Origin of the sequence: Streptomyces sp. V3I7 (assembly GCF_030817495.1) — a bacterium.
Classification (GTDB): Bacteria; Actinomycetota; Actinomycetes; order Streptomycetales; family Streptomycetaceae; genus Streptomyces.
The window spans coordinates 5,152,855-5,179,558 of sequence record NZ_JAUSZK010000001.1; the positions used below are offsets into that span (position 1 = coordinate 5,152,855).

Consider the following 26,704-nt stretch of genomic DNA (forward strand, 5'->3'; position numbering starts at 1 on the left):
AGCCGTACACGGCCCGGCGGTCAACGTCGCGTGATACTGCGCACGCTGCACAGGGTCAGGATCGCGAGGCCGACGAGGGTGACCGCGGCGCCGATCAGCTCTGCGGGCGCGGGCATGGGACCTCCGGAGGGCCGGGCGCGGATGCGGTACGAGCGCGGTGACGTGCGGGGTTGCCGCGGGTCTGCCATCAAGACACGAAGACCACACCGTCCACGGAATCCGCACTTCCAATCGCTCCCGAGTTCACTCGTGAGGCAGATCCGGGCCCTCTCGACCCGACGGCGCGAGGCCGGGGGAGGGGGAGGGTGGGCGTCAGCCAGTTCGAAGGCTTACGATCCTCTGTCGTGTCCAAACTGACCGACGTGCCCAAACGGATCCTGATCGGGCGCGCTCTGCGCAGCGACCGGCTGGGTGAAACGCTCCTGCCGAAGCGCATCGCACTCCCCGTCTTCGCATCCGACCCGCTGTCCTCCGTCGCCTACGCGCCCGGTGAGGTCCTGCTGGTCCTGTCCATCGCGGGCGTGTCGGCGTACCACTTCAGCCCCTGGATCGCGGTCGCGGTCGTGGTGCTGATGTTCACCGTGGTCGCCTCCTACCGGCAGAACGTCCACGCGTATCCCAGCGGCGGCGGCGACTACGAGGTCGCGACCACCAACCTCGGCCCCAAGGCCGGTCTGACGGTGGCCAGCGCCCTGCTCGTGGACTACGTCCTCACCGTCGCCGTCTCCATCTCCTCCGGCATCGAGAACCTGGGCTCCGCGGTCCCGTTCATCATCGAGCACAAGGTGCTGTGCGCCGTCGCCGTGATCGTGCTGCTCACGCTGATGAACCTGCGCGGTGTCAAGGAGTCCGGCTCGCTGTTCGCGATCCCGACGTACGTCTTCGTCGCGGGCGTCTTCATCATGATCGTGTGGGGCGCGATCCGGGGTCTGGTCCTCGGCGAGACCATGCACGCGCCGACCGCCGGCTTCCACATCAGGGCCGAACACCAGGGCCTCGCGGGCTTCGCCCTGGTCTTCCTCCTCCTGCGCGCCTTCTCCTCCGGCTGTGCCGCGCTCACCGGCGTCGAGGCGATCTCCAACGGCGTGCCCGCCTTCCGCAAGCCCAAGTCGAAGAACGCCGCGACCACGCTGGCCGCGATGGGCCTGCTCGCCGTCACGATGTTCTGCGGCATCATCGGCCTCGCGATGGCCACCAACGTCCGGATGGCCGAGAATCCGGCCGCCGACCTCATCCGGGGCGGCTCCCCGGTCGGCTCCGGCTACGTCCAGAACCCGGTGATCTCCCAGGTCGCCGAGGCCGTCTTCGGCAAGGGCAGCTTCCTGTTCGTCGTCCTCGCGGCGGCGACGGCGCTGGTCCTGTTCCTGGCGGCGAACACGGCGTACAACGGCTTCCCGCTGCTCGGCTCGATCCTCGCCCAGGACCGCTACCTCCCGCGCCAGCTGCACACCCGCGGTGACCGCCTCGCGTTCTCCAACGGCATCGTGCTGCTCGCGGGTACCGCGGCCCTCCTGGTGATCATCTACGGCGCGGACTCGACCCGGCTGATCCAGCTGTACATCGTCGGCGTCTTCGTGTCCTTCACGCTCAGCCAGACCGGCATGGTCCGCCATTGGAACCGCCACCTGGCCACCGAGACGGACCCCGCCAAGCGCAGACACATGATCCGCTCCCGCGCGATCAACGCCTTCGGCGCCTTCTTCACCGGCCTGGTGCTGGTCGTCGTGCTGTTCACCAAGTTCACGCACGGCGCCTGGGTCGCGCTGCTCGGCATGTGCATCTTCTACGTGACGATGACCGCGATCCGCCGGCACTACGACCGCGTCGCCGAGGAGATCGCCGCCCCCGAGGGCCCGAGCGACGACAGCGTCCGGCCGTCCCGGGTGCACTCCCTGGTCCTGATCTCCAAGATCCACCGCCCCACCCTGCGCGCCCTGGCCTACGCCAAGCTCATGCGCTCGGACACCCTGGAGGCGCTCACCGTCAACGTCGACCCGGCGGAGACGAAGGCGCTGCGCGAGGAGTGGGAGCGGCGCGGCATCGACGTACCGCTGAAGGTCCTCGACTCCCCGTACCGCGAGATCACCCGGCCGATCGTCGAGTACGTCAAGAACCTCCGCAAGGAGTCCCCGCGCGACGCGGTCTCCGTGATCATCCCCGAGTACGTGGTCGGCCGCTGGTACGAGCACCTGCTGCACAACCAGAGCGCCCTGCGCCTGAAGGGCCGCCTGCTGTTCTTGCCCGGCGTCATGGTCACCTCCGTGCCCTACCAGCTGGTCTCCTCCGAAGCGGCCCGCGACCGCGCCCGCAAGCGGCAGGAATGGAACGCACCGGGCGCCGTCCGGCGGGGACCGGCGGAGGCGCGCCCGAAGGAGCCTGCGGGCAAGGAGTGAGCAGGACTGAGTAGGGCGGAGCGGGACTGAGCCGTGGCCCGCACGGTGCCGGGGGGACCGAGCCGTGCAGGGGAGGCCGTAGACTGGTGGGCTGTTGTTGTCAGGCCCACCGGCTACGGCCTTCGCCCTTTCCGGCCTTCCCGATCTGGAGTCACCCCACCATGCAGGCAGAACCGACGAAGTCTCTGGTGGGCGAGGAGTACGAGGTCGAGATCGGCCCCGTCGCCCACGGCGGCCACTGCATCGCCCGTACGTCCGAGGGCCAGGTGCTGTTCGTCCGGCACGCGCTGCCCGGCGAGCGGGTCGTGGCCCGGGTGACGGAGGGCGAGGAGGGCGCGCGGTTCCTGCGCGCCGACGCGGTCGAGGTCCTGGAGGCCTCCAAGGACCGCGTCCCGGCCCCCTGCCCCTTCGCCGGCCCCGGCCGCTGCGGCGGCTGCGACTGGCAGCACGCCAAGCCGGGCGCGCAGCGCCGCCTGAAGGCGGACGTGATCGCGGAGCAGCTCCAGCGCCTGGCCGGCCTCACCCCCGAGGAGGCGGGCTGGGACGGCACGGTCATGCCGGCCGAGGGCGACAAGCTGCCCGCGGGCGAGGTGCCGCAGTGGCGTACCCGCGTCCAGTACGCCGTCGACGCCGAGGGCCACGCCGGTCTGCGCCGCCACCGCTCGCACGAGGTGGAGCGGATCGACCACTGCATGATCGCCGCCGAGGGCGTCAGCGAGCTGGGTGTGGAGTCCCGTGACTGGTCCGGCATGGAGTCGGTCGAGGCGATCGCGGCGACGGGTTCCCAGGACCGCCAGGTCATCCTCACCCCCCGCCCCGGCGCCCGCCTGCCCATCGTCGAGCTCGACAAGCCGGTGTCGGTGATGCGGGTCGGCGAGAAGGACGGCGGCGTCCACCGCGTCCACGGCCGCCCCTTCGTCCGCGAGCGCGCCGACGGCCGTACGTACCGCGTCGGCAGCGGCGGCTTCTGGCAGGTCCACCCGAGGGCGGCCGACACCCTGGTGACCGCGGTCATGCAGGGCCTGCTCCCACGCAAGGGCGAGATGGCTCTGGACCTGTACTGCGGCGTGGGCCTGTTCGCGGGCGCGCTGGCCGACCGCCTCGGCGAACAGGGCGCGGTCCTCGGCATCGAGTCCAGCAAGCGCGCGGTCGAGGACGCCCGCCACAACCTCGCCGACTTCCCCCGCGTCCGCATCGAGCAGGGCAAGGTGGAGACGGTCCTCCCGCGCACCGGCATCACCGAGGTCGACCTCGTCGTCCTCGACCCCCCGCGCGCGGGCGCCGGCAAGAAGACGGTGGAGCACCTGACGTCGCTGGGCGCGCGACGCATCGCGTACGTGGCGTGCGATCCCGCTGCGCTGGCTCGGGACCTGGGGTACTTCCGGGACCACGGGTATCGGGTGCGGACGCTTCGGGCTTTTGATCTGTTTCCGATGACCCACCACGTGGAGTGTGTCGCCATCCTCGAACCGGCCGCAAAGGGCTCCTGACCTGCGGTTTTGCGCGTGCGCATTATGTGCGGTGTGTGCGTTACGGGCGATATCCTGACGCTGAAATGACGCTCATTTGACGCTCGTTCTGGTGGAGTGTCAGGCGACTGTACGGGCAGGTCAGAGGCCGGTCCTGCGTGGTTGACGGCGGTGTACTGTTGAAGAAGGTGGCCGCGCGAGATGGGCGAGGTCCGTCGTGGTCAGTTGTCCCGGTAGGGACCACGAGGCCCGTGACGGCTGCGCTGGCCCGGACGATGTCGCCGAATTCCGCGCAGCACATGTGCGTGTGGATCTGCGTGTCCGGGCGCACTCCGCTCGTGCTGAGCCGGAATGCTTTGGTGGCCAGACCGATCAGGTCCGCGAGCCTCAGCGTCCCATCGGGTGGGCGCAGCCCAGCTCCATTCCGGTGTCGATGTCCTGAGCGGCGACGAAGCCAGACCCCAGCCGGTGGGCGGGGGTAGGGCTGGCAAACTGCGGCGCCTGCTCTCCCGCGGTTGGTTCGGGGGAAAGTAGGCGCCGTCTGTGCAGTTGGAGCGAGCTGAACTCGCTCAGCGAGCGTTGCCGGGGGCGGGATTGCTGGTTATATCTGCGGCGCATCCGTGGGTGCCTGTGTCGTGCTGTGGCGGGTGATGAGAACGGCCATCGGGCCCATCGCCAAGAGCAGGGCGAGGGCCGCGTAGCCGTAGGTGAGGGTGGCGGTGGTGGCAACGAGGGCGACCAGCAGGGGGCCGCCCGCGTCGCCGAGTTCGCGCCCGAGTTCGGCGGATCCCATGGTCTGGCCGAGCCGCTCCTTGGGGGTGGAGGCGGCGAGTGCGGCGAAGCCGAGCGGGGTGATCAGGCCGGTGCCGGCGCCGATCAGGACCGCGGCGGACAGTAGTCCGGTCAGGCCGGGCAGCATGGCGCAGGCCAGGCCGGCGGCCGTGACGGCGAGGCCGGTGGCCAGTCCGGAGCGGGTGGTGATGCGGCCGTCGTCCAGGGCCCGTCCGGCTTTGGGCTGTACGAGGGCCGCACACAGGGCGAGTACGGAGACGGCGGCTCCGGTGGCGACCGTGCCCAGGCCCGCCACCGCGCCGGAGACCGGCAGGAAGCCGACACCGACCGACAGGGCGGCGGTGGCGCCGGCGAGGGCGGCGGTGGGCTGCCAGAAGGCGGGGGCGGCCAGGCGTCGCGCGAGGTCGAGCACGGTCTGCCGGGTCCTGGGCAGCGGCGCGACGTGCGGCACCGCGAGCGTGGCCCAGGCGGCAACGGCCGCCGCGAGCACGGCCATCACGGCGAACAGCAGCCGCAGCCCCCCGGCCCACACGAGCACGCCGCCGAGCAGCGGGCCGAGGGTGTAGCCGATGGACTTGTAAAAGCCGTAACTGCCGAACGCGCGGCCGTGCTTGGCGGCCGGGTTGAGCCGGGCGACCAGGGCGGAGGCGGAGGGGGAGAAGGCGGAGGCGGCGGCCCCCTGGCCCAGGCGGGCGGCCCACAGCCAGCCCGGGCTGTCGGCGATCGCGTACAGGGCGGAGGCGAAGGCGAAGGCGAGGAGTCCGCCGAGCAGGACCGGGCGGGCGCCGATCCGGTCGGCGAGGGTGCCGAAGACGGGCTTGAGCAGCACCTCCGCGCCGTCGTACAGGGCAAGGAGCCCGCCCAGGACCAGTAGTGAGGTCACCGCGTCGTGGGAGAGGGCGCCGAGGCTGGCCGCGATGCCGTGCGCGCCGAAGGCGGTGGTGAATCCGGCCGCGTACAGCGGCCACATGCGCCGGGAGGGCGCGGCCTGTATCGGCGTGGCCGTCATCGGCCCCCCCCTCCGGGGTCTGGTGCAGCGCGGCAGTTGGGCCAGGGCGAAGGTGACCGCGACCGCGGCCAGGGGCAGGGGCAGGGGCAGGGGGCTGTCGGCCGCGGCTCCCGCCCGGGTGGGGCGGGGCCGCGGCCGGACCGGCACGGCGGAAGCCACTGCCCCGCGGCTACTTGCCCGCGCCGGGCGTCGAGGTGGCGTGGGCGAAGTAGTCGCCGACGAGGTCGCCGACCAGGGTGCCGGCGGTGATGTCACTGGGCACGTGCCCGGCCATGTAGAGACGGGAGTAGACGATCTGGGCGGCCATGGCCCGGTAGTCCTCGGCGCGGTGCGGGGCCCAGCCGCTGAGGAGGGTGACGGCGGCGGCGGACTTGGCGGCGTGCCGCGAGGGGTAGGAGTAGGGGCCCTTCTGCCCGGCGGTGACGTGCTTGTCGGGGCGGAGCGACGGGTCGAGGACGTAGGGGGCGGGCTGCTTGTAGCGTTCGGCCAGCTTCTCGGTGATCGCCTTGGCCAGCTTCAGCGCGGTCTTCAGTGTGGTCTTCTCTGCCGCTCCCTGCTCCTTGGGGAGCAGTTCGCGCTGGTCGTGCGCGTAGAGCTTCCAGATGTCGCCCTTGCCGTGGACTTCGAGCCAGGTCGCGGCCTTCTTCCCGGCGGCCGTACGGGTCTTGGCGAGCTGCTGCACCTGGTGCAGTTCGGCGGTCCGGGCGGCCTTGCCGGGCGGCGCGGGGACCTGCTCGACGACCCAGGCGGTGAAGGCTTTGTCGTCCCGCGTGGAGCCGTGCGCGGCCTTCCAATTGGCGAACAGGGCATCCGCGGTGTGCTTCTGTGCCGTCTGCTGCTTGGCGAGGGCGGCCACGTCGGCGTCCGCGAAGAGCAGGGGCGGGAGGTCGTTCTTGATCCGGTCGGTCGCGCCGGGCTTCTTCTTCGCCGCGGTGGCGGCGGCGGCCGGGGCGGTAGCGGTGGTGTGGAGCAGGCCGAAGACGGCGGCGAGGGCTGCAAGGGCGGCGATCACGGCGTACTGCCACTTCACCTGGCGGAGGCGGTTCATGCGGGGGTGTTCCTTTCGGTGCGGGCGTCCGGCGCCTCGGTGCGCAGGCCCGTGCGGAAGCGGGTGCGGGCGAGGTGGCGGACGTTGTTGTCGGGCAGCCCCTCGACGAGCAGCGAGAGTCCGACGATGTACTTGCTGATGGACACCGGCCGGGCCCCCAGGCCGAGCAGGTGCCGGTCGGCGGGCGCGGGCCGGGCCGTGCCCTTGGTCTCAACCAGGACGTAGCCGGGATCCAGCGCGGCCGTCCGGTCGCCCCGGTGGCAGGCGAGCCGGCCGTCCACGGTGAGGCGGGTGCCGGCTTGGAGGTCGGCGAGGGCGGCCCGGTGGTAGCAGACCTCGCCGGTCGGGGCGAGATCGGCGGCGGTGACGTCTATCCCGCTGCCGTGGAGCACGTCCTCGACGAAGGCGGCAGCCTCGGTGCCCCTCTCCAGGCGAGCGTAGGCGTCCGCGTCGACGGTGTGGGCGTGCTTGACGGTGGCTCCGCGGCCGTCCTTGGTCTTGACCTCCATCCGGCACAGCCGGTCCTCGGCATACAGCCGGGTGCGCACCTTCCACCGGCGGCGGCGTCCCTGGTTGTGCGCGCGCCAGGCGGTCAGATGAGGGGTGTCGAAGTAGGTGCTGCGGTACTCGGTGGTGCGGCGCCCGCGGATGTCGAGGACATGGTGGGTGCCGGCCAGCTCCTTCACCAGCTGGGCCGCCGACGAGGCCGGTATCAGATACTTGCGGTCCACCCGGTGCTGGAGTGCGGCCGCGGCATCGACCTCAGCGAGCGAGGCCGCCCGCAGCTCGTCCAGGCGCAGCAAGTCTGCGAACCGGACAGGGGTGTCGGCGGCTGCCACCGATTGCCCGGGCACGGCTGACGTGATGGTCACAGCGACTTCCCTCCGCCCGCCCCGTCGGCGAGGACCGGTGCGGGGTCCTCCGTGTCGGGCTGCCCGGGGATGAAGACCCGCGTGCTGTCCTGCATGGCGTACCGGACGGATACGCGGGTGGTCTCCCGTACGTAGTCGATCTCGTCGGTCTCGACGGCGAGGGGTTCGGCGCCGAGCCGCGCCGTCAGGTCGGTGTGCAGGTCGGTGGCGTCGCGGTAGACGCGGTCGAGAGTGATCTTCATGGTGCGGGTCGGCTGGTGGGAGGCGGGATCATCGACCAGCAGCACCGCGACGAGCAGGAGCACGTCGATGCCTATGATCATCCAGGTCTCACGCTGCGGCAGTCCGTTGCTCAACGCCGTCACCAGCGCGATGAAGGCATAGGCGACGTCCCTGACCGTGAAGGCGGCGCTACGCAGCCGGACCAGGGAGAGGATGCCGAACAGCCCGAATCCGACGCCGGCCGGGAACTTCCCGGCGCTGATCGCGGTCATCGCGGCGAACAGTCCGAGATTGAGCGCGGTCAGCGCGAGCGGCATCTCCGGCACGCTGCGCCGACGCCGATACAGCCAGCCGACCAGGACCAGCAGCGCCAGCACGTCGAGGCCGGCACGCGCCGTCAGGTCTCCCACGGTCAGGGCGGAGGCGAGCGATTTGGCGGCGAGCAAGGATATCGGGGGGTGCATGGTGGTGGTCTCCGTTCCGGGCAGAGGCCGCCGCCCGTGGCGGTCAGGGGCCGGCTTCTGTCGTGAGGTGACGCACGCTAGGGATGTCGCATTAACAGACCATGAAGCCTTGGCGGTGTCCGGCGGTGTCCGGCGGTGTCCGGCGGCGCCAAGGCCCGGGCGGCGGCTCACGTCCGGCGGGTTAGGCTTCCGGCGTGCACTTCCTGGTCGTCGAGGACGAGGTCCGGCTGGCCGGCCTGATCGTCCAGTACCTGCGTGAATCCGGGCACACCGCCGAGGCGCGGCACGACGGGCCCAGCGGGCTCGACGCGGCCCGCGATCCGCGGGTCGACGCCGTCGTCATGGACGTGATGCTGCCCGGCATGACCGGCGTGGAGGTGTGCCGCACCCTGCGCCGGGAGGCCAACGACGTCCCGCTGGTGCTGCTGACCGCCCGCAGCGCGATCAAGGAACGTGTCGCAGGGCTGGACGCCGGCGCCGACGACTACCTGGTCAAACCCTTCGCCCTGGAGGAGCTGAGCGCCCGGCTGCGCGCCATCTCCCGCCGCAGGCCCACCCCCGGCAGCCGTCTTGAGGTCGGTGACCTGGTTCTCGATCCCCACGAGCAGCGCGCCTGGCGGGCCGGCGTCGAACTGGACCTGTCCCGGCGCGAGTTCGCCGTCCTGGAGATGCTCATGGAGAACGCCGGCTGGGTGGTCAGCCGGACCCGGCTGCTGGAAGAGGCATGGGACGGCGAGGCCGACCTGCACAGCAACTCCGTCGACGTCCACATCTCCAAGCTCCGCGCAAAGATCGACAAACCCTTCGGCAGGAACAGCATCACCACCCTGCGCGGCACCGGCTACCGCTTGGAGATCCGGACATGACACCGCAGAAGCGTGCGGCCACAGCCCTCCGCAGCCCGCGCGGCCTGCGGAGGTGGCACCGCCTGCCCATCGTGCTGCGCCTGGTCCTCGCCGTTGCCGCCGCCATGTCCCTCGTTCTGGGCGGGGCCACCGGCCTGGTGTACTGGCGGGTGCAGCATGCCCTGGACGAGCAGCTCGACGCGGACCTGGCCACATACTTTCACCAGCTGCGAAACGACGTGCTCGCCGGCCGGAAGCTGGGCGGCCCGGACGGCAGCGCCTACCAAATCCTGGACACACACGGGCGGATCATCGAGGCCAGCGGCCTCGTAAGCACCAAACAGCTGCTCACCGCCCCAGACATCACGTCTGTCACCGGCGGCGCCACCGTCCATCGCGACATAGGAGGGCTGGCCTCACTCGACCCGCACACGCTGCGGCTGAAGGCCCAGCGAGTCCGACTGCCGGACCGCCGGACCGTGATCGCCGTCGCGGCACTGCGCCGCGGCCACCGCGACGAGGCCCTGCGGGAACTGCTCGCCCAGCTCGGCATCGCCGCCGGCCTCACCCTGCTCGCCGCCTCCTACGTCGGCTACCGCACCGCCCGCGCCGCACTGGATCCGGTGGAACGCTACCGCCGCCGCGCCGCGAATCTGGCCGACAGCACCTCCGGCGTGCGGCTGCCCGTGCCCGATGACCGCGACGACGAACTCACCCGCCTCGGACACACCCTGAACGAAATGCTCGCCCGCCTCGAAACCTCCGCCGACCGCGAGCGGCGCTTCCTCGCGGACGCCAGCCACGAACTGCGCACCCCCCTCTCCCTGCTGCGCGCCGAACTGGACGTCGCCCTGCACCAGCCACGCCCGGCCGCCGAACTCACCGCAACCCTCCGCTCGGTGGACACCGAGGTCCAGCGGCTCATCGACCTGACCAACGCGCTGCTGGACCTGGAAGAACTCGGGGGCACCGAACACCTCACCCGCTCCCCCGTGGACCTGCCCGAGCTGATCGCCTCCGCCGTCAACCCCCACCGCGCGGCCGCCGCACGTGAGAGCCGCACCCTCCACATCGACGCCGCACCCGGCGCTGTCAACGTGGATGCCGGGTGGATCCGCCCGGCCATCAGCAACCTCGTCGACAACGCCCTGCGTCACAGCCGCGGGGACGTGCGCGTCAGCGCGACCACGCACGAGGGGAACCTGCGTCTGACCGTCACCGACGAGGGGCCCGGTTTCCCCGCTGACTTCCTGCCCAAAGCATTCGACCGCTTCGCACGCGCCGAGGCCAGCCGCACCAGCCCCGGCTCGGGCCTCGGCCTCGCCTTCGTCGCGGCGGTCGCTGCCTCCCACAGCGGCACCGCGCACGCCGAGAACACCGGACACGGCGCCGCGGTCACCCTCGACATTCCCTGCTGACCGGGGCCCTCCTCCGCGGGCCGGCCGGTGGGCTGAGCGCGGGTTTGGTCCAGTGTCCGGCGGATGTGCGCGGCTGCGGCCGCGCTGTGCGAGGGCATCGCGGATTCGAAGAGCCGTTCCATGTCGTGGGCGGCCCAGGCCAGACTCGCGCAGCTGAGCACGAGGAGCGCGGCGTGGGCCACCACCAGGTGGCGGCGGTAGGGCGTGGGCGGGCCTAGGAGCGCCCGCACGCGTTGGGGCACCGGGGCCAGGGGTTCTTCACCCGCGAACAGGGCCTGGCCCCGACCAAGATCTGGCACCAGCTCGTCGTTTACCCCCTGCTGGGCTACTGGCTCTGGACAGCAGCGATCGGCGGCCTGGCCGCACCGGGCTCCGACACCGCCGACATCGCTGCCCGGGTCCTGATCATCGTCTGCATCGGCGCCTGGGCCGCCAGCAACGGTTACGACCGCCGACGCCCCAAACTCGGCCATCCGCCCTACGACTGGCGACGACTCCGCCCCTTCGAACAGCCATGGCCCGACAGCTCCACCACCCTGCGCGCCTACCGGGATGCCCGGAGCTCCACTACCGCACAGCCCGTCCGCAGGCCACCTCGATGACCAGGCCGCACCCGACAACATCGCTGCGTCGAGGGAGTTCGACCAGCACTGCCACAAGCGAACTGTGAACGGTCGCGTAATTACGCGACCCGGCAGTCTTTGACCGGGCGCCCGCCACAGGTCGTGAATGGCCGAGCTAGCGCTGTGACCGCATAGGTTCGCCGGGGTGGCGGTCGGAGGGGTTGGATGGGCGGTGCGTCCGTTCCGATCGCTGGAGGTGTGGTGGCCGAGCCTGTGCGGGTGCGCAGACTGACCGATCAGGAAGGGCAGAAGCTGCAGCAGATCGTGCGCGGGGGCAGTGCCAGTTGGGTGCGTTATCGGCGGGCGATGATGCTGCTGGCGTCCGCGGGCGGGAACCGGGTTCCGGTGATCGCCCAGCTGGTCCAGGCTGACGAGGACACGGTGCGGGAGGTGATCCACCGGTTCAACGAGATCGGTCTGGCCTGCCTGGACCCTCGATGGGCGGGAGGCCGTCCCCGCCTGCTCAAGCCTGACGAGGACTTCGTCATCCAGACGGCCACCACCCGCCCCACCAAGCTCGGCCAGCCCTTCACCCGCTGGTCGATCCGCAAACTCGCCGCCTACCTGCGCCGCGTGCACGGACGCATCATCCACATAGGCCGGGAAGCCTTACGGTGCCTGCTCCTGCGCCGCGGCATCACCTTCCAACGCACCAAGACCTGGAAGGAGTCCCCTGACCCCGACCGCGACGTCAAGCTCGACCGCATCGAGCACGTGCTGGAACGCTTCCCGGACCGGGTCTTCGCCTTCGACGAGTTCGGACCGCTGGGGATCCGGCCAACCGCAGGCTCCTGCTGGGCAAAGCGGGACAAGCCCAACCGGCTGCCGGCGACCTTCCACCGCACCCACGGCGTCACCTACTTCCACGGCTGCTACTCCGTCGGTGACGACCGGCTGTGGGGCACCAACCGCCGCCGCAAGGGCATCGAGGCCCACTTCGGCCCACTGCGGCAGTTCACCCTGGCCAACTCAGAAGGAGTTCTCGACGGCAACGGCCTCGGCATCAAGCGCCCCAAATCGTTCCAGCAACGCTTCGGTGAGCGCGTCGGCGGCCTGCTCGGCCAGGTCCACGGTCTCGTCCTCGTCCAGACCATCGCCGGGCCCCTCGTATGCAGCGGCCTCAGCAGCGGCCTCCTCATAAGCGCGGTTGGAGGCGACGAACGGGTCTGATGCACGATCGGGTGACAACCGGTCACCCAAACCTGCACCAGACCCAGACCACAGCCCAGGCCAATGAACTACGCGATCAGATCGAGCACTTGACCGCCACCCTGGCCGAGACCGAAGCGCGACTCTCGGACCTGGCCGCCACCCGGAAGGGCATCACCGAACGCGTCCCGCCTGGAACCGCGCCGGATCCGACTGAGTCACCCAACGCTTACCGGGACTCTTGCAGAAGGCCCCGGCGTTCACGCCGGGGATGGATGCATCTCAGCACTGCTCTGACTCGCAGATCAGAGCGGGCGTTTTTGCTGCTCGATGTACTGGCGGACGATTGCCAACGGTGCTCCTCCGCATGATGCGGTGAAGTACGAGGGCGACCACAGGTGTCCGTGCGTGATGGCGTGGTTGATCCGGCCGGGGAACTCCTGCCGTATCCGGCGGGCGGAGACGCCTTTGAGGCTGTTGACCAGCTTGGAGACGGCGACCTTGGGCGGGTAGTGGACCAGGAGGTGTACGTGGTCGCGTTCGCCGTTGAACTCCTTCAGCTCCGCCTCGAAGTCCTCGCAGACCTTGCGCATGATCTCTTCGCAGCGTGTCAGCATCTCGTCGTTGAACACCCCGCGCCGGTACTTGTCACGAAGACCAAATGCACATGCATCGCCGAAACGACGTGTCTGCCCCGCCTGTAGTCGTTCTGCCCCTCCATGAGACCAATCGTATTAGGATCTTGGCTGTGCAGCTCCGCTACAACTACCGGGCCTATCCGGACGGCACCCAGCGCCGTGCGCTGGCGCAGGCGTTCGGGTGCGCCCGCGTGGTGTGGAACGACTGCCTGCGTGACCGGAAACAAGCGCACGCGGCGGGGCTGCCGTACGTGAAGTCGGCGGATCTTTCGCGACTGCGCATCACCCAGGCCAAGCGCACGGAGGAACGGGCCTGGCTCGCGGATGTGTCGGCGGTCGTCCTGCAGCAGTCTCTGCGGGACCTGGACACCGCCTACAAGAACTTCTTCGACTCGGTCAAGGGTAAGCGGCAGGGCCGCAAGGTCGGCCCTCCCCGCTACAAGTCGAAGAAGGACACCCGGCAGTCGCTCCGCCTCAACACCAACGCCTTCTCCCTGAAGGACGACGGCACGGTGTACGTGGCCAAGGTCGGCAGCCTCAAGGTCAAGTGGTCCCGCCGGCTCCCGGCCGCACCCACGTCTCTGACCGTCACCAAGGACAGCTCCGGCCGGTACTTCCTCAGCTTCGTCGTGGACACCGAGCCGGACACCCTCCCCGAGTCGGAGACCGACGCCGGTATCGACCTCGGTCTGTCCGCCTTCGCCGTCCTGTCCGACGGGACGAAGATCGACAGCCCGCGCTTCCTGCGCCGGGCGGAGAAGAAACTCAAACGCCTTCAGCGGGAGCTGTCCCGCAAGGCCAAGGGATCGAAGAACCGGGCCAAGGCCCGCATCAAGGTCGCACGCCAGCACGCCAGGGTGGCCAGCCGGCGCCGGGACTGGCACCACAAGGCATCCACACAGATCATTCGCGACAACCAAGCGGTGTACGTGGAGGACCTCGCGGTGTCCGGCCTGGCCCGTACCCGGCTCGCCAAGTCCGTGCACGACGCGGGATGGTCCGCGTTCGTCGGCATGCTGGAGTACAAGGCGGCTCTGCACGGCCGCGTCTTCGCCAAGGTGGGCCGTGCTTTCCCGTCCTCTCAGGTCTGCTCGGCCTGCGGACACCGGGACGGCCCCAAGCCCCTGCACGTCCGCGAGTGGACGTGCGGCGAGTGCCACACCGTGCACGACCGCGACCACAACGCAGCCCGCAACGTCCTCTTCGAGGGACGCCGTATCGTCGCCGCCGGACGGGCGGAGACGCTAAACGCCTGTGGAGCGCCGGTAAGACGGGCACCCGTGCCCGCCCAGCGCGGTGAAGCAGGAAGCCCCCGGAAGGGTCAGACGACCCAGGCCGGAATCCCTGGACTTTAGGCCAGGGAGCACGTCAACAGGCCATCGTGAATGCCTTCACCCAGCACCCCGACCCAGTGTTCCGCGTCCGTGAGCTGCACGAACTCCTCGGTATGGCCGCCGACGAACCATCCATCAACGTCACCCGCAGCTGGCTCGGGTGCCTCACTCGACAAGGCTTCCTCGCTCAACCCGGACGAGGCCGCTATCAGAAACGGACTTAACGTCCTCTCAGATCAGTGCGGGGACAGTTGGTGGCGTGTGGGCCGAGGCGTGTGGCTGATGACTGAGCCGATCAGAGTTCCCACTGATACGGCGATGACCGCTGATACTGCGGTGATCAGGGAATGGGTGGCGTTGCCAGTGGTGAGCTGGGCGGTGCTGAGCAAGCCGAAGGAGCCGGGCACCACGATCCAGAAGGCCGGGAGGTAGGCCACCTGCCAGGAGGGGCCGCCTGGCAGCCAGTGGACGACGGTGGCGGCGGTGGAGGCGGCGATCGCTGCGGTCAGGCCACCTGCGGCGGGGCCCCACGCTGTCTGGACGGGAAGTTGCACGGCGGCGGTCACAGCGACCACGGCGGCGATGTGCGGTGTGGCCCGCAGAGGTGTGTTCACGTTGATCACGATGCCGAGGACGGCCAGGGCCAGCCCCGTCCAGGGCGCCCACCAGCCGGCGTGGGCGACCAGCTGATTGCTCAGGTCGTGGGATGGGGCGTGGATGATCGCGGCGGCGACGGTGATGCCGGTGAGGAAGAGCACGAGCTGGACGGTTCCGGACATCAGGCGGGAGGTTCCGGCAGTGATGGCTCCCGCGGCGATCTCGGACAGTCCGGTCACCAGCAGACTGCCGGGCAGCAGCACGGCCAGGATCGCCACGATGGTGCGCAGGGACCCGTCCAGGAGCGATGCCTGGGCGGCCGCAAGCACCAGAAGCGACACGGTGAAGCCGGCCGAGACGGGCAGCAGCGGACGAAGCGGCGGCCAGTGCCGCGTGAGCGCCAGCAGGCCGGCCACGATCAGAGAGCCGAGCAGGGCGGCGATGATGTTGGGCAGGGCGGGTTGCAGCAGCAGGCACAGGCCGGCGCCGATGGGCACGACCCCCAGGTCGGAAACCCAGGCGGGCCAGCGGGCAGGCGTGCGCCGGATGGCGGTGAGCGCACCCATCGCGTCGTGCACGTCCAGGGCTCCGGTACGCAGTCGGTTTTCCAGGTCGAGCACGTCGGCCGTCTGCTCGAACCGCAGGGCGGGCCCGACGCTGCGGTAGGCGGTGGCCTGGTCGGGTCCGAGCGCGACGAACAGGCCGGTGGGCACAGCGGCTACGCACACATCCGGGGCCCCCAGGGCGGCACCGAGGTCACGCAGCGACTGTTCCACCTCGTGGACTGCCATCCCGCCACCGAGCAGATCGGCGCCCAGCTCCAGCAGCAGCCGGCGCACTGGAACCCTCTCCTGGGGCCCATGCCACTCTGGTGTCGAGGGCGATGGGTCGCCGCTGCCGCGGCGGTCGCGGGGACTGCGGGACATCGTCATGCTTCCTTCACGCGGGGATCGGAGTCTTCGAGGACAGCGACCGGTCCGTGGGTGGACGGGGGCTGTGGCCACAGCAGGCGCGGCACTGTGGTCTCGGCGTCTGCCCAGGCGGCCGGCCGGCGTGTGTCCTGAGAGGACTCGCGCGCGGCGAGGGTCTGGACGAAGCCATGCCCTGGTGGCACCGGTGGGCTCCGACCTGTTTCGCGATATCCAGCAGGTCGAGCTCTCCGGACCGGATCGACTGGTCGGGGTCCCGTCGGACGGCTGCGCCGCCTGGCGTCATCGGTATTCGGTCACGGGGCACTTCGTGGTGTGGGTCGGGGGGTATGGGCGAGGTAGACGGTGTTGGTCGCCTCGCGTTCCTGCAGTGGGTTGTCGAAGGTGACGACCTCGGCGCGCGCCTCGGCGAAGGCCTGGGTGAGCACCGCGAGGAACTCCTCGTCGGGCCGGTCGTTGGACCAGAGCGCGAACACCCCGCCCGGGTGAAGGCGTTCGCTGAGGCGTAGCAGGCCGTCGAGCCGGTAGAAGCCGGCGTTGTCAGGGTGCAGCAGGTGGCGCGGCGAGTGGTCGATGTCGACGATGATCGCGTGGAACCGGCGCTCGGGGGTGAGTGGGTCAAGGCCCGCCGCGGATTGGACCATTGAGAAGAAATCACCGTGCACCAGCCGGCACCGCGGATCCGCCGCCAGCCCGCCGGGGATCAGCCCGCGCTCGTGCCAGTCGATCACTGCGTCGAGCATGTCGATGACGACGAGCGAGCCCACGTCCGGGTTCTTCAGCACCGCCTCGGCGGTGTAGCCGAGACCCAGGCCGCCCACGGCCACGTCGAGCGGTGCGGGCACGGCGAGTTCGGGGGTGGTCAGTTCCGCCAGGGCCAGGTCGGCCAACTTCTCCTCGGCGACCGTGAACAGGCTGGACATCAGGAACTCGTCGTTGAGCTTGATCTCGTAGACCGGTTCGGCGACACCGGGGTACCTGCGCCGCCGGAGGGCGAGCTCGCCCAACGGCGTTTCCCGCCAGTCGAGTTCTTCGAAGCGTGCGCTCACCGGAGCACTCCCCGTCTTTTGGTCCGAGACATGCGATTGCAGGATCCGCAGGCGGCTTCGTCTTCTCGTCGGCTCGCTGTCCTCGTCCGAGACTCCACCGGGCACTTCACGGCTGCTCTATCGACGGATGGGCGGCCGCCCGGCGCCTGCCGGCGCAGTGTATACGTCTCACCCTCGACCGCCGCGACTTCCGCGCAGTGCGTCCGCTCGGTCGGCACAAGGCGTTCCGGGTGCTGCCCGACGATCTTCCGCTCTGATGTCGTGGGGTCCGTTCGTGGCGTTGTTCCTGTCGGTCGTGACGCTCGTCTGACGCTCAAAGGTCACGCGGGACGCCAGCAGACCAGGAATGCTCTCGGTGACCTGCGGTTTCTGCAGGAACGACGCCCTCTTCGCCGGCAGCATCAGAGTGTTCGGTCTGTTGACGGCCGGGCCTCAGGTCAGGTGGCGGCTTCGTCGAGCGCGGCGAGGGCGGTGGTGGCCTCGGCCTGTCGTGGGCTTTTCAGGGCGGCGAGGGCGTCGCGGGCGGCGAGCAGGGTCTGCCGGGCATCCGGGTGGCCCGTGGCGCTGAGTACCTGGCCCAGGTCGAGTTGGGCCGGTCCGGCCCAGGCCGGCATCTGCGCGGCCTCGAAGGCGGCGAGGGCCTGACGGAGCGGCGGTTCGGCCTCTTCCCAGCGTTCCAGCGTTGCCAGGTCGTTGCCGATCTGCTGTCGGGCGACCGCGTGGTACAACGCGATCAGCTCGTCCGTCCGGCCCGGGATGCCCGCGCGGCAGATCCGTTCGTTGCGGCGGTGGATGTCCAGGGCTTCCGCCGCCCGGCCGGCCTGGCGGAGCAGGTTGCCGAGGGAGTTGAGGATCGTCAGCTCGGCCAGCCGGGCCTGCGGGGAGTCCTGGGAGGCCAGGCAGCGGGCCGCCTCGCGCAGCCGCGCGTGAGCCTCCTGCGCCCGGCCCAGCCGGTGGACCGCGCCCGCGCCGTAGCCGAGTGCCCAGCCTTCCTGAAGCCCGTCCCCGCAGTCGCGGGCTGCCATGAGCGCGGCGTCGGCGGACGTCAGGGCGGCGTGGGGATCGGCGACGCAGAGGTTGTAGGCCCAGGCGAGGTAGTTGAGGTGGACCGCCTCCTCACGCCTGCTGCCCAGCGAGCGGGCGGAGGCGGCGGAGAGCTGGAACACCTCCACCCACTGCTCCCAGTGCTGGTTGAGGTCGGAGAACCAGTGCATCGCTTCCGCCGTGTCCAGGACCTGCCGGTGGTGGCCGGTGCCGTGGGCCCGGCGCAGCGCGGCGAGCCACTGGGCTCGCTCGGCCTCCAGCCAGGCCCGCGCCTCCTCCCGTCCGATGGGCGCTCCGTCTGGGGCCGGGTCGCCGTCCGGGTTCGGGTCGCCGTGCGGGTTCGGGGCGCGGTGCGGGTCCGGGCCGTCGTGCGGGTCCGGGTCGCCTACGTCGTGCGGAGCGGTCCGGTCGTGCTCGACGTCGAAGTGCAGCGCGGCGGCGGTGGCCCGGCGCAGCATCCATCGCGCGGCCCGGTCGAGGGCGGCATCGCGGACCTCGGGGCCGTCCTCGGCCGCGACCTGCTCGGCCGCGTAGAGCCTGAGCAGGTCGTGGAAGCGGTAACGCTCGGTGGCGGCATCGCTCTGGAGCAGCCCGGCGTCGGTCAGTTCCTCGGCGCAGGCGACCGCCTCGTCGTAGGGCAGGCCGGCCAGGAGTGCGCCGGTCTCGGGACTGAAGTCCGCTCCTGCGGCCAGCGAGGCCCGGCGCAGGAACGTCCGGGACCGCGGGGGGAGTTGCCGGTACGAGAGGGCGAAAGCGGCACGCACCCGCAGGCTTCCGGCCTGGAGGCCGTCCAGTCGCCGGCCCTCGGCGGCGAGGCGGGCGACGAGCTTGCCCAGGCGTTCGTGCGGGCGGCTGAGGAGCCGCTGGCCGGCGATCCGGACGGCCAGCGGCAGGTGTCCGCACAGGTCGGCCAGGTCGCGTGCGGCCTGCGTCTCTGCCTGAACCCGTTCCGGGCCGATGATGCGGGTCAGGAGTTCGACCGCCTCCTCCCGCCGCAGCAGCGCCAGATCGCTGCGGTGGACGGATTCCAGACCCGAAAGGGCGTGGCGGCTGGTGACGATGGTCAGTGACGGGCCGGTGCCGGGCAGCAGGGGGCTGACCTGGGACTCATCGACGACGTTGTCCAGCAGCAGGAGTACACGCCGGTCGCCGACCACGGACCGCCACAGGCCCGCACGGTCGTCGGTGCCGGTCGGTATCGCGGCGTCGGCGACCCCCATCGCGCCCAGCAGCCGGGCGAGTGCGTCCCGGGGAGTGGTCGGCTCGGGATCCATGCCGTGCAGGTCCAGCGCGAACTGCCCGTCCGGGAAGTGCGGGGCGAGGCGGTGCGCGGCGTGCACCGCGAACGCGGTCTTGCCCAGACCGGGCTGCCCGGCGACCACGGTGACCACCGGCCGGCTCGGATCGGCGCCCTGCGCCAGGTTCAGCAGTTGGGCGAGGACCGGGACGCGGGCGGTGAAGTCCTGGATGTCGCGCGGGAGGGCCAAGGTGACGGGGGCGGCCGGGCCGGCGGCCGTACGGGGGCGCGGACGGCCCAGGGCGGCGGACTTCTCCAGGTCCGCCGCCTCGTCGTCGTCCAGTCCCAGTGCCTCGGCCAGAACCTGAACCGTACGGCGCTGTGGCCCTCGGGTGCGCGCGCGTTCCATGTCGGCCAGGGCCCGGACGCTCACTCCGGCCGCGTGCGAGAGAGCCTCCTGGCTCAGTCCGGCACGTGCCCGCAGATGGCGCAGCCGCTGCCCGAAGTCCCCCGTGAGAGGCGTGGTGCCCCCGTGCACCGTCGATGTCCCCCGATCGTCCGGCTCGTCCGGATGCAAGCCCCCCGGCAGAAGTATGGCGGACGACATTTCTTCCGGGAGAACCGCCTGGGACGCGGAGGCCGGAGGTGATCAACTCAAGGCAGGCGGGGGACGCTCTCAGGCATACGAAGTCCAGGCAACGAAGCCTCACCGGACGGATCCGCCCGGGGGCGGACCGCGTGCCGGCAAGGGAGCGGCACAGACCACCCGCCGCCGCGCACGGCGATTGCCGCGAGTTCGGGTACGCCCTGTCGTCCGACTACCGGTCGGGCAGGGCAACGAGAACCGCGGAACACCAGTAGAACGACTTCGGCCGACGGCACCTAGCCGCGGCCCCCGACCACTCACGGGGGAACTCTCCATGAACACGCTTCGTCATCGCTCCGCCCTGCTCGCTGTCGCGGGCACGGCCCTCGCCCTGTCCCTCACCGCCTGCCAGAGCGACGCGGACTCCAAGTCGGCGCCCGCGGCGGCCACTTCGGCGGCTGTGAAGGCGTCGGACGGTAAGGGCACCGGCACGTCCGACCCGACAGGTTCCACCGACTCGGCGGGCTCGAAGGTATCGAAGGGCTCCACCGGCACCGGCGGCTCCGCGGGGTCCACCGGCTCGACCGGCGAGCAGGTGAACGCATCCGTCCCGGTCTGCGCCGCGCGGGACGTCACCGTCACCGCCGCCACGCAGGGCGGTCCGCCCTACACCCACCTCGTCCTCACGGCGAAGAACACCTCCCGCCACTCCTGCCGGCTGACGGGTTTTCCGCACGTCCAGTTCCTGGAGAGCCACAAGCAGGACGTTCCTGCCGTCGCCAAGAGCAAGCCCGCCACGCCGGTCGTGCTCACGGCGGGAGCCCCGGCGTACGCCCTGGTCAAGCTGTCGGACGGCGGGGTCGACGAGGACAATGAGCCCGTGTCGGCGTTCATGGTCATGCTCGAGGGCGACTCAGCCGTCATCACGGTCACCGCACCCGGCAGCGGCGGCATCGCCGTCGACCCGGCGAAGGCCCTCACCGGCTACTGGACCCCCGAACTCCGCAACGGCGCGGACGACTTCTGAGACCCGCTGCGGGGCATGACGGGCCCGAGAGGCCCTCAGGTATCAACGGTCACATCGGCGTCGGCGCCACGGTCCACGCTTACGTCGGTGTGACCGCGGCTGCCGCGGCTGCCGGCCGCGCGGGACGGGGGCGCATCCGGACCTCGCGACGATGGTCCACGCGCAGGACCGCGCCGCCGGGGGGCCCGTTGTCATGCCGGTGAATTCTTCGATCGGCCGGAGTCTCGGAATTCGCCTTGATTCGCCGGTGCCCGAGGCCCGAGCGGGTCCCGCGACCTATTCCGCAGCGTCATGCCAAGTCGTCCGTGTATCACTGGATCAGCGCGCGTGACCAGGCGTTTCGCCGAAGTGTTCAGGTAGCTTTCAGGCTGCGGGCGCGCAGCTGAAACTCATTCCCCGGAAATCTCAAAGCGGCGGCAAAAGTGTCCGGAATGTTGTGAGTTCAGGGTGTCATCATGCGGTTCATGATCACAGAGCACCTCCTCGACAATCGGCCGACCGCTGCTCCTTTCCGGACCTTGGTGAACAAGGTCCCGGAGGTGTCCGTCTACTTCTGGGTGATCAAAGTGCTCACCACAGGCATGGGCGAGACCGCGTCGGACTGGCTGGCTCATCTGTTCGGGCCGGTGCCGGCGGTCGGGCTCGGTGCTCTCGCGTTGGTGACTTCGCTGGTCCTGCAGTTCGCTGTCCGGCGCTACATCGCCTGGGTGTACTGGACGGCCGTCGTCATGGTCAGTGTGTTCGGCACCATGGCCGCCGACGTCCTGCACGTCGGCCTCGGAGTGTCGTACACGCTGTCCACGCCGCTCTTCCTGGCCGCGCTGATCGCCGTGTTCGTCCTCTGGTACGCCAGTGAGCGGACCCTCGCGATCGACAGCGTCCGCACCCGCCGCCGAGAGGCCTTCTACTGGGCGGCCGTGCTCGCCACCTTCGCCCTGGGTACCGCGGTCGGTGACCTGACCGCGTCCATCGGCTTGGGATACCTCGGCTCGGTGGTCCTCTTCGCCGTCGCGATCTGCCTGCCCGCGGTCGCCCACCGCTTCGCCGGTCTGAAGGCCGTGACCGCTTTCTGGGCCGCCTACGTGATCACCCGCCCCCTCGGGGCCTCCCTCGCCGACTGGATGGCGGCGGGCCGTGCCCGGGGCGGGCTCGGGCTGGGGCTCGCCCCGGTCACTCTCGGCTGGACGGTCGCCATCGTCTGCTTCGTCGGTTACCTGGCCGTGTCCCGCCGGGACGCGTCGAGCGGCAGGACGGTCTGACGGGCGACGCCGAGTGTCCGGCAACGCCGCTGCAGGTCTCGTCACGGTGGCCGAGCCGATCACGTTCAGGATGTGTTCAGGTTTCGCTTGTCACGCTTTATCCGGTTCATTGCGGTCCGTGAGGGATTCATCGGATCGGACCGGGTCGCCCGCTCCCGCTCCTCGCCGGGGCGGGTGATCCGTCGTACGACCGGACGGGAGCAGCAAGCCGTGAAGCAGCCGAACGTCCCCACCGACCGAGAGGGTCTGGCGGGTGCCTGCAAGCCGGTGATGAGGAAACTGCCCGAAGTGACCCTTGCCTTCTGGGTCATGAAGATCGCCGCCACGACCCTGGGGGAGACGGCCGGCGATCTCTTCTCGCAGACGCTCGAGCTTGGTTACTTTCTCACCACCGTCGCGCTGTTCCTGGTCTTCGTGGTGACCCTGGTGATCCAGCTGAGGTCTGCTCGCTATCACCCGTTCTTCTACTGGACCGTGATCCTGTCGACCAGCATGGCCGGCACCACGATGTCCGACTTCATGAACCGGGACTCGAGTGCGCAGTACCTTTCCGGCGGGGCGAGTTCGCTGGGGTGGGGGCCGCAGGGGTTCGGGCTGGGGTATCCCGAGGGAGCCGCGATCCTCGTATCGATCCTGCTCGTCATCTTCCTGGTGTGGAAGCTGAGCGGGATGACGTTCCAGATCCGCGACATCGTCACGTTCCGTGGTGAAGTCCTGTTCTGGTCGGCCATTTTGGTGTCCAACACGCTCGGCACCTCGATGGGCGACTTCATGTCGGACAGCTCCGGTCTCGGCTACGCGGGCGCCGCACTCGTGGTGAGCGGTGCGCTGGCCGTGCTGCTCGTGCTGATGAAGGTGCCGGCCGTGCCGAACGTGCTGCTGTTCTGGATCGCCTTCGTGCTCACCCGGCCGCTCGGCGCGACCGCGGGCGACTTCCTCACCAAGCCGGTCGCCAAGGGCGGGCTCGATCTCGGCACGATGGGGTCGTCGGCCGCACTGCTCGCCGTACTGGCCGGGTTGATGGTCCACGCACAGGTACGGGAGCGGAAGGCTCCCGCCGGTGCGGAGGCCGAGCCGGTCATCCCGCAGGCAGGCTGACGGTGAAGCGGGCGCCTGGCGTGTGCGCGGGGTCGTGCGTCACCTCGCCGTCGACGGCGCGCGCCAGGCGCCGCGCGAGCGGGAGCCCGAGGCCCGCACCGTCGTGTCCGTCGGCGGAATCGGCGCGACGGCCCGGTTGGAAGAGGTCGGGCAGGAACGCCGGCGGTACGCCGGGGCCGTCGTCCGTGATGTGGATGGTCACCGCGCCGGGGGCAGAACGGACGCTCACTGTCACGCAACTCCTCGCGTAACGAACGGCATTGGCCAGCAGCGGGCTGACGATCCGTTCCAGGAGGGGGCTCCCCACACCCACCGATGCCGCGGTGGCGTCCGTCTCGAGTGCCGTCTTCGGTCCACCAGGTCGGTCCACGTCTCGGAGGAGGCGTTCGAGGACGCGGGCGACCTCCGTCGACGTACGGACCGCCGCCGGATTGCGCGTGTTCTCGCGGGCCTCGTTCAGCAGCGTGTCGCAGATCGTCCGCATGGACCGAGCGGCTTCGGCGATCACCTCGTGGGTGGCGCGCGTCTCGGCGTCCGTCCGTGGGCGGGCCCGCCACCAGTCCAGTTCCATGACGATGCGGGTCAGCGGGGTGCGCAGTTCGTGGGACAGCTCCCCGGTCAGTTGCCGCTCATGGCGCAGTGCGCCGCGTATGCGGTCCAGAAGGGAGTCCAACGAGGCTCCCAGACGGGCGAGTTCGGCCGGGTGGTCCGCCGTGCCGAAGCGCTCGGCGGACGCCACGGCGCCGGGTTGGGCGGCCTGGTCGGTCATGGTCTGCACCGGGCGCAGGGCGCGTCCTATGGACAGGCGCGTGAGCGCGTACATGCAGACGAGCATCGAGGCGTCCAGGATCAGGGATCCCAGCAGCAGGGTGCGGGCCGAGCCGCGGTAGGGGGCGAGGTCCAGCGCCGTCACCACGGTGACCGCTTGATCGGCCACCAGGTGTTGAGAGCACAGGCGGACGGGGCGGCCTTGTGTGCCGGCCGTCTCGCACAGCTGGCGCCGGTCGCCGGTGAGTTGGCCGGCCGCCTGGGTGAGCGTGCCTCCGGACGTCGCGGACGGGGGCTTCTCGATCAGGCTTCGGCCGTCGTAGACCCACACGTTGGCGTCGAGAACCTCGTCGTCGGGTGTGTCGAGGACGTGCACCCGTGGCCCTCGTGTGTCGACGGTGGAGGCCACCGCGGCCGCCCGGTCGCGTAGTTCGTCGTCCGCCTGGTGGCGCAGATGCCGGTCCATCATGACGTTGAAGACGACGGTCAGCACGGTCATCAGCAGCGCGGCGGTGGTCAACGCGGCCAGGGAGAGTCTGCCGCGCAGGGTGCGGGGCGCGAGTCGGCGAAGGCGGGCGGTCACGAGAGCCGGTGTCCGATCCCGCGCGCCGTGCCGATGGTCAGGTCGCTGCCCGCCTCGCGCAGCTTGCGGCGCAGCCGGCTCAGGTACTGGTCGAGGGTGTTGTCGCTGACCTGCGCGCCTTCGGGCCAGCCGGCCCTGGCCAGGGCGCGACGTCGTACGAACTCCCCGTCGGCACCGGCGAGATGGGCCAGCAGGCGGAACTCCGTCGGGGACAGCGCCAGACGGGTCCCGTGGACGGTCGCGGTGTGGCCGACCGCGTCCAGGGTGAGATCGCCGACCGCGGGCCCGTGGCGCACAGCGGTCCGGCGGACGCACACGCGCAGACGGGCGGCGAGTTCGGCGAGGTGGAACGGTTTGGTCAGGTAGTCGTCGCCGCCGGCCGAGAACCCGGAGAGGCGGTCGGTGAGTTGGTGTCGTGCGGTGAGGAAGATGACCGGGGCGTGGAAGCCGTTCGCGCGCATGGCCTGGCACACGTCGCGCCCGTCCGCGTCCGGCAGCCCGATGTCCAGGACGGCCGCGGCGACGTCGGCGGTCGCCAGCCGCAGGGCACCCGCGCCGTCCCGCGCGAGCAGCGGGTCGAAGTCCTCCTCGTGCAGGCCGCGGCGCAGCACGTCCCGCAGTGCGTGATCGTCCTCGACGACCAGGATCTTCGGCTGCATGGTCCTCCGCCGATGCTTGGGCCGCGCGGCACGGAGTGGGTGACTGCGACGGCGTAGATCGTCTACAGAACTGTAGACCATCGCCGCGTGGATCCCTGCGCCTGACGCCCCGCGCCGGGGCTGCCCTACGACGCGCCCACGGTGCGCAGCAGCAGATCCAGGTCGTGGGCGGCATCGGCCGTGGCCAGTGTCGCGATGGTGAGGATGGTGGCCGTCGCGGCGGCGAGGGCACGGTGGCGCGGCAGGGGCGGCGCGAGGAGCGCGGCGACGCGGCGTGGCACCGGGCCCGCCGAGGCGAGCGGGTCGCGGGGGCCTCGGCGGCCGAGGATGCCCAGGGCGGCTCCGGCCGCGCGGGCGAGGGTCTGCGCGCGGCGGGAGGCGAGCGCGGCCTTGCCGACGGTGCGGGCGACGCGCGTGCGGTCGCCGGTGGCAGCGGCTGCGCTCTCGTCGGCCCAGCGTTCGATCGTGTAGGTGACGGCGGTGGCGAGCGGGCGCAGCAGCGGGTTGGCGGCGGCGCCGAGCTGGGCGAACGCGACGAAGGCGTAGTGGTGGGCCGTGAGGTGGGCGCGCTCGTGGGCGAGCAGGATGCCGTGCTCGGTCTCGTCGAGGGTGTGCAGCATGCCGGTCGACACGACGATCCGGCCCGGCAGTCCGGGCAGGGCGAAGGCCTCCGGCGACTCGTCGTCGACGACGACCAGGCCGTCGCGCGCGGGCAGGCAGGCGGCCTCGAGCGCGGCCGCGGCGAGGCTGCGGGCGCGGCGCCAGAGCATGCGGGCGGCCATGAGCACGGCGCCGCCGAGCAGCAGGCCGGCGAGGAGGGCGATGGAGAACTCGGTCGGATCGTCGTGCTGGGCCGTGTGCGCCGACCAGTGGCCGAGGGCGGCGAGTTGCGGGATGCGGATGAGGCCGGTGACGGCCAGCAGTCCCAGGGAGACGGTGCTCGCCGTGCCCAGGACCAGTGACGAGGCGGTGAGCAGCGAAGTGGCCAGGCGCGGCTCGCACCGCTCGGACAGCGGGCGGGCGCCGAGCGGCGCGAGGAGGCAGAGCAGCAGCGGGAGGTAGACGGCGATGCGCATCCGGGCGGTCTCTTCTTACTGGCCTTGGCGGCCTTGCTGGTCCTACTGGCCTTGATGGCCTTAGTGGCCCTACTCGTGAGAGCCGTGCTCGGGGCCGAGGAGCTGGCGCAGCAGATCGGCGTCGGTGTCGGACAGCGCGTCGGCGAACCGGGCGAGCACCGCCTCGCGGTCGGGCCGCTCCTCCAGGACCGAGCGCATGCGGCGGGCGGCGAACCCGGCGTCGTCCGTCACCGGCGCGTACGCGTACGCGCGCCCGCGCGGGGTGCGGGTGAGCAGCTCCTTGGCGTTCATCCGCGTGAGGATCGTCACCACGGTGCTGTACGTCAGCCCGTCGCCGAGGCGCTCGGTGACCTCGCCCGGGGTCAGGGCGCCGCCGGACTGGTGCAGCACAGCGAGGATTTCCGCCTCGCGTGCGCCATTGGGCCGCTTGGGGCTCCGGTCGTACGGGGTGCCGCCCATGAGTTTTGTTGTTCTCCCGGCCATCTTCTACATTCGTGTAGAACTTCTACGGCGGTG

General features: G+C 70.8%; 21 protein-coding genes and 4 pseudogenes. 11 read left to right on the forward strand and 14 right to left on the reverse strand.

Annotated elements, in window-relative coordinates; translation table 11 throughout:
* Nucleotides 1-344 precede the first annotated feature (344 nt).
* Both QFZ74_RS24050 and QFZ74_RS24055 read left to right on the forward strand, forming a co-directional pair.
* Nucleotides 345-2,393, forward strand: coding sequence for an APC family permease (locus QFZ74_RS24050; RefSeq protein WP_307622891.1), 2,049 nt, complete (start codon nucleotides 345-347; stop codon nucleotides 2,391-2,393).
* A gap of 161 nt (nucleotides 2,394-2,554) precedes the next feature.
* Nucleotides 2,555-3,883 (forward strand): class I SAM-dependent RNA methyltransferase, encoded by a 1,329-nt coding sequence (locus QFZ74_RS24055; protein ID WP_307622892.1) that lies wholly within the window; start codon nucleotides 2,555-2,557, stop codon nucleotides 3,881-3,883.
* A 244-nt stretch (nucleotides 3,884-4,127) separates the two neighbouring features.
* Here the strand turns inward: QFZ74_RS24055 and QFZ74_RS30475 are convergent.
* From QFZ74_RS30475 to QFZ74_RS24080, 6 genes and pseudogenes are all read right to left on the reverse strand, one after another.
* Nucleotides 4,128-4,226: pseudogene (locus QFZ74_RS30475) on the reverse strand (hypothetical protein); the annotation flags it as partial.
* Nucleotides 4,215-4,321: pseudogene (locus tag QFZ74_RS24060) on the reverse strand (3-hydroxyacyl-CoA dehydrogenase family protein); the annotation flags it as partial. The pseudogenes QFZ74_RS24060 and QFZ74_RS30475, both read right to left, overlap by 12 nt.
* A 142-nt stretch (nucleotides 4,322-4,463) precedes the next feature.
* On the reverse strand, nucleotides 4,464-5,663 hold the full coding sequence (locus QFZ74_RS24065) for an MFS transporter (protein WP_307622893.1): 1,200 nt from the start codon (nucleotides 5,661-5,663) through the stop codon (nucleotides 4,464-4,466).
* 169 nt (nucleotides 5,664-5,832) lie between these two features.
* Entirely contained in the window at nucleotides 5,833-6,711 is an 879-nt protein-coding gene (locus QFZ74_RS24070; RefSeq protein WP_307622894.1) for a phosphatase PAP2 family protein, read from the reverse strand.
* On the reverse strand, nucleotides 6,708-7,583 hold the full coding sequence (locus tag QFZ74_RS24075; RefSeq protein ID WP_307622895.1) for a VTC domain-containing protein: 876 nt from the start codon (nucleotides 7,581-7,583) through the stop codon (nucleotides 6,708-6,710). Before QFZ74_RS24075 ends, QFZ74_RS24070 begins: the two co-directional genes overlap by 4 nt.
* Nucleotides 7,580-8,269, reverse strand: coding sequence for a DUF4956 domain-containing protein (locus QFZ74_RS24080; protein ID WP_307622896.1), 690 nt, complete (start codon nucleotides 8,267-8,269; stop codon nucleotides 7,580-7,582). Before QFZ74_RS24080 ends, QFZ74_RS24075 begins: the two co-directional genes overlap by 4 nt.
* Before the next feature lie 194 nt (nucleotides 8,270-8,463).
* Here QFZ74_RS24080 and QFZ74_RS24085 point away from each other — a divergent pair, with 194 nt between their 5' ends.
* The 4 genes from QFZ74_RS24085 to QFZ74_RS24100 all read left to right on the forward strand — a co-directional run bounded on the left by QFZ74_RS24085 (nucleotide 8,464) and on the right by QFZ74_RS24100 (nucleotide 12,325).
* Nucleotides 8,464-9,135, forward strand: coding sequence for a response regulator transcription factor (locus QFZ74_RS24085; RefSeq protein ID WP_307622897.1), 672 nt, complete (start codon nucleotides 8,464-8,466; stop codon nucleotides 9,133-9,135).
* Nucleotides 9,132-10,532: a HAMP domain-containing sensor histidine kinase gene (locus tag QFZ74_RS24090; protein WP_307622898.1), complete on the forward strand. Its 1,401-nt coding sequence runs from the start codon at nucleotides 9,132-9,134 to the stop codon at nucleotides 10,530-10,532. Before QFZ74_RS24085 ends, QFZ74_RS24090 begins: the two co-directional genes overlap by 4 nt.
* Nucleotides 10,533-10,765: 233 nt before the next feature.
* A complete protein-coding gene (locus QFZ74_RS24095; RefSeq protein ID WP_307622899.1) occupies nucleotides 10,766-11,134 on the forward strand; it encodes a hypothetical protein in 369 nt (122 codons plus the stop codon).
* A gap of 222 nt (nucleotides 11,135-11,356) precedes the next feature.
* Nucleotides 11,357-12,325 (forward strand): helix-turn-helix domain-containing protein, encoded by a 969-nt coding sequence (locus QFZ74_RS24100; RefSeq protein ID WP_307622900.1) that lies wholly within the window; start codon nucleotides 11,357-11,359, stop codon nucleotides 12,323-12,325.
* 284 nt (nucleotides 12,326-12,609) lie between these two features.
* Here QFZ74_RS24100 and tnpA read toward each other — a convergent pair.
* Nucleotides 12,610-13,025, reverse strand: a pseudogene (gene tnpA / locus QFZ74_RS24105) (IS200/IS605 family transposase).
* A 27-nt stretch (nucleotides 13,026-13,052) separates the two neighbouring features.
* On the opposite strand from tnpA, the gene QFZ74_RS24110 reads away from it, so the two are divergent.
* Nucleotides 13,053-14,297, forward strand: coding sequence for an RNA-guided endonuclease TnpB family protein (locus QFZ74_RS24110; protein ID WP_307622901.1), 1,245 nt, complete (start codon nucleotides 13,053-13,055; stop codon nucleotides 14,295-14,297).
* Nucleotides 14,298-14,512: 215 nt separating this feature from the next.
* On the opposite strand, the gene QFZ74_RS24115 is transcribed toward QFZ74_RS24110, so the two are convergent.
* A complete protein-coding gene (locus tag QFZ74_RS24115) occupies nucleotides 14,513-15,712 on the reverse strand; it encodes a threonine/serine exporter family protein (protein WP_307622902.1) in 1,200 nt (399 codons plus the stop codon).
* 386 nt (nucleotides 15,713-16,098) lie between these two features.
* Nucleotides 16,099-16,851 carry a spermidine synthase gene (locus tag QFZ74_RS24120; protein ID WP_307622903.1) on the reverse strand — a complete coding sequence of 251 codons (753 nt, stop codon included), beginning with the start codon at nucleotides 16,849-16,851 and terminating at the stop codon, nucleotides 16,099-16,101.
* A 167-nt stretch (nucleotides 16,852-17,018) separates the two neighbouring features.
* On the opposite strand from QFZ74_RS24120, the pseudogene QFZ74_RS24125 reads away from it, so the two are divergent.
* A pseudogene (locus QFZ74_RS24125) lies at nucleotides 17,019-17,108 on the forward strand (VapC toxin family PIN domain ribonuclease); the annotation flags it as partial.
* Between the two features lie 180 nt (nucleotides 17,109-17,288).
* Here the strand turns inward: QFZ74_RS24125 and QFZ74_RS24130 are convergent.
* Nucleotides 17,289-19,670: a helix-turn-helix domain-containing protein gene (locus QFZ74_RS24130; RefSeq protein WP_307622904.1), complete on the reverse strand. Its 2,382-nt coding sequence runs from the start codon at nucleotides 19,668-19,670 to the stop codon at nucleotides 17,289-17,291.
* A gap of 382 nt (nucleotides 19,671-20,052) precedes the next feature.
* Here QFZ74_RS24130 and QFZ74_RS24135 point away from each other — a divergent pair, with 382 nt between their 5' ends.
* The 3 genes from QFZ74_RS24135 to QFZ74_RS24145 all read left to right on the forward strand — a co-directional run bounded on the left by QFZ74_RS24135 (nucleotide 20,053) and on the right by QFZ74_RS24145 (nucleotide 23,102).
* Nucleotides 20,053-20,745, forward strand: coding sequence for a DUF4232 domain-containing protein (locus QFZ74_RS24135; protein ID WP_307622905.1), 693 nt, complete (start codon nucleotides 20,053-20,055; stop codon nucleotides 20,743-20,745).
* Between the two features lie 464 nt (nucleotides 20,746-21,209).
* On the forward strand, nucleotides 21,210-22,004 hold the full coding sequence (locus QFZ74_RS24140) for a hypothetical protein (RefSeq protein ID WP_307622906.1): 795 nt from the start codon (nucleotides 21,210-21,212) through the stop codon (nucleotides 22,002-22,004).
* 210 nt (nucleotides 22,005-22,214) lie between these two features.
* Nucleotides 22,215-23,102: a hypothetical protein gene (locus QFZ74_RS24145; RefSeq protein ID WP_307622907.1), complete on the forward strand. Its 888-nt coding sequence runs from the start codon at nucleotides 22,215-22,217 to the stop codon at nucleotides 23,100-23,102.
* Here QFZ74_RS24145 and QFZ74_RS24150 read toward each other — a convergent pair.
* From QFZ74_RS24150 to QFZ74_RS24165, 4 genes are all read right to left on the reverse strand, one after another.
* The gene (locus QFZ74_RS24150) at nucleotides 23,083-24,453 is read right to left on the reverse strand and encodes a HAMP domain-containing sensor histidine kinase (protein WP_307622908.1); all 1,371 of its coding nucleotides are present in this window, start codon (nucleotides 24,451-24,453) and stop codon (nucleotides 23,083-23,085) included. The two genes, QFZ74_RS24145 and QFZ74_RS24150, sit on opposite strands and share 20 nt — an antisense overlap.
* Nucleotides 24,450-25,112 (reverse strand): response regulator transcription factor, encoded by a 663-nt coding sequence (locus QFZ74_RS24155; protein WP_307622909.1) that lies wholly within the window; start codon nucleotides 25,110-25,112, stop codon nucleotides 24,450-24,452. Before QFZ74_RS24155 ends, QFZ74_RS24150 begins: the two co-directional genes overlap by 4 nt.
* Nucleotides 25,113-25,237: 125 nt before the next feature.
* A complete protein-coding gene (locus QFZ74_RS24160) occupies nucleotides 25,238-26,188 on the reverse strand; it encodes a M56 family metallopeptidase (protein ID WP_307622910.1) in 951 nt (316 codons plus the stop codon).
* A 69-nt stretch (nucleotides 26,189-26,257) separates the two neighbouring features.
* A complete protein-coding gene (locus QFZ74_RS24165) occupies nucleotides 26,258-26,647 on the reverse strand; it encodes a BlaI/MecI/CopY family transcriptional regulator (protein WP_307622911.1) in 390 nt (129 codons plus the stop codon).
* Between the last annotated feature and the right edge of the window lie 57 nt (nucleotides 26,648-26,704).

Excerpts from the sequence above, each read along its gene's own strand:
- QFZ74_RS24160 (WP_307622910.1), bottom strand. The coding sequence starts at position 26,188 with ATGCGCATCGCCGTCTACCTCCCGCTGCTGCTCTGCCTCCTCGCGCCG.
- QFZ74_RS24155 (WP_307622909.1), bottom strand. The coding sequence starts at position 25,112 with ATGCAGCCGAAGATCCTGGTCGTCGAGGACGATCACGCACTGCGGGAC.
- QFZ74_RS24070 (WP_307622894.1), bottom strand. The coding sequence starts at position 6,711 with ATGAACCGCCTCCGCCAGGTGAAGTGGCAGTACGCCGTGATCGCCGCC.
- QFZ74_RS24140 (WP_307622906.1), top strand. The coding sequence starts at position 21,210 with ATGATCACAGAGCACCTCCTCGACAATCGGCCGACCGCTGCTCCTTTC.
- QFZ74_RS24135 (WP_307622905.1), top strand. The coding sequence starts at position 20,053 with ATGAACACGCTTCGTCATCGCTCCGCCCTGCTCGCTGTCGCGGGCACG.
- QFZ74_RS24065 (WP_307622893.1), bottom strand. The coding sequence starts at position 5,663 with ATGACGGCCACGCCGATACAGGCCGCGCCCTCCCGGCGCATGTGGCCG.
- QFZ74_RS24055 (WP_307622892.1), top strand. The coding sequence starts at position 2,555 with ATGCAGGCAGAACCGACGAAGTCTCTGGTGGGCGAGGAGTACGAGGTC.
- QFZ74_RS24090 (WP_307622898.1), top strand. The coding sequence starts at position 9,132 with ATGACACCGCAGAAGCGTGCGGCCACAGCCCTCCGCAGCCCGCGCGGC.
- QFZ74_RS24165 (WP_307622911.1), bottom strand. The coding sequence starts at position 26,647 with ATGGGCGGCACCCCGTACGACCGGAGCCCCAAGCGGCCCAATGGCGCA.
- QFZ74_RS24080 (WP_307622896.1), bottom strand. The coding sequence starts at position 8,269 with ATGCACCCCCCGATATCCTTGCTCGCCGCCAAATCGCTCGCCTCCGCC.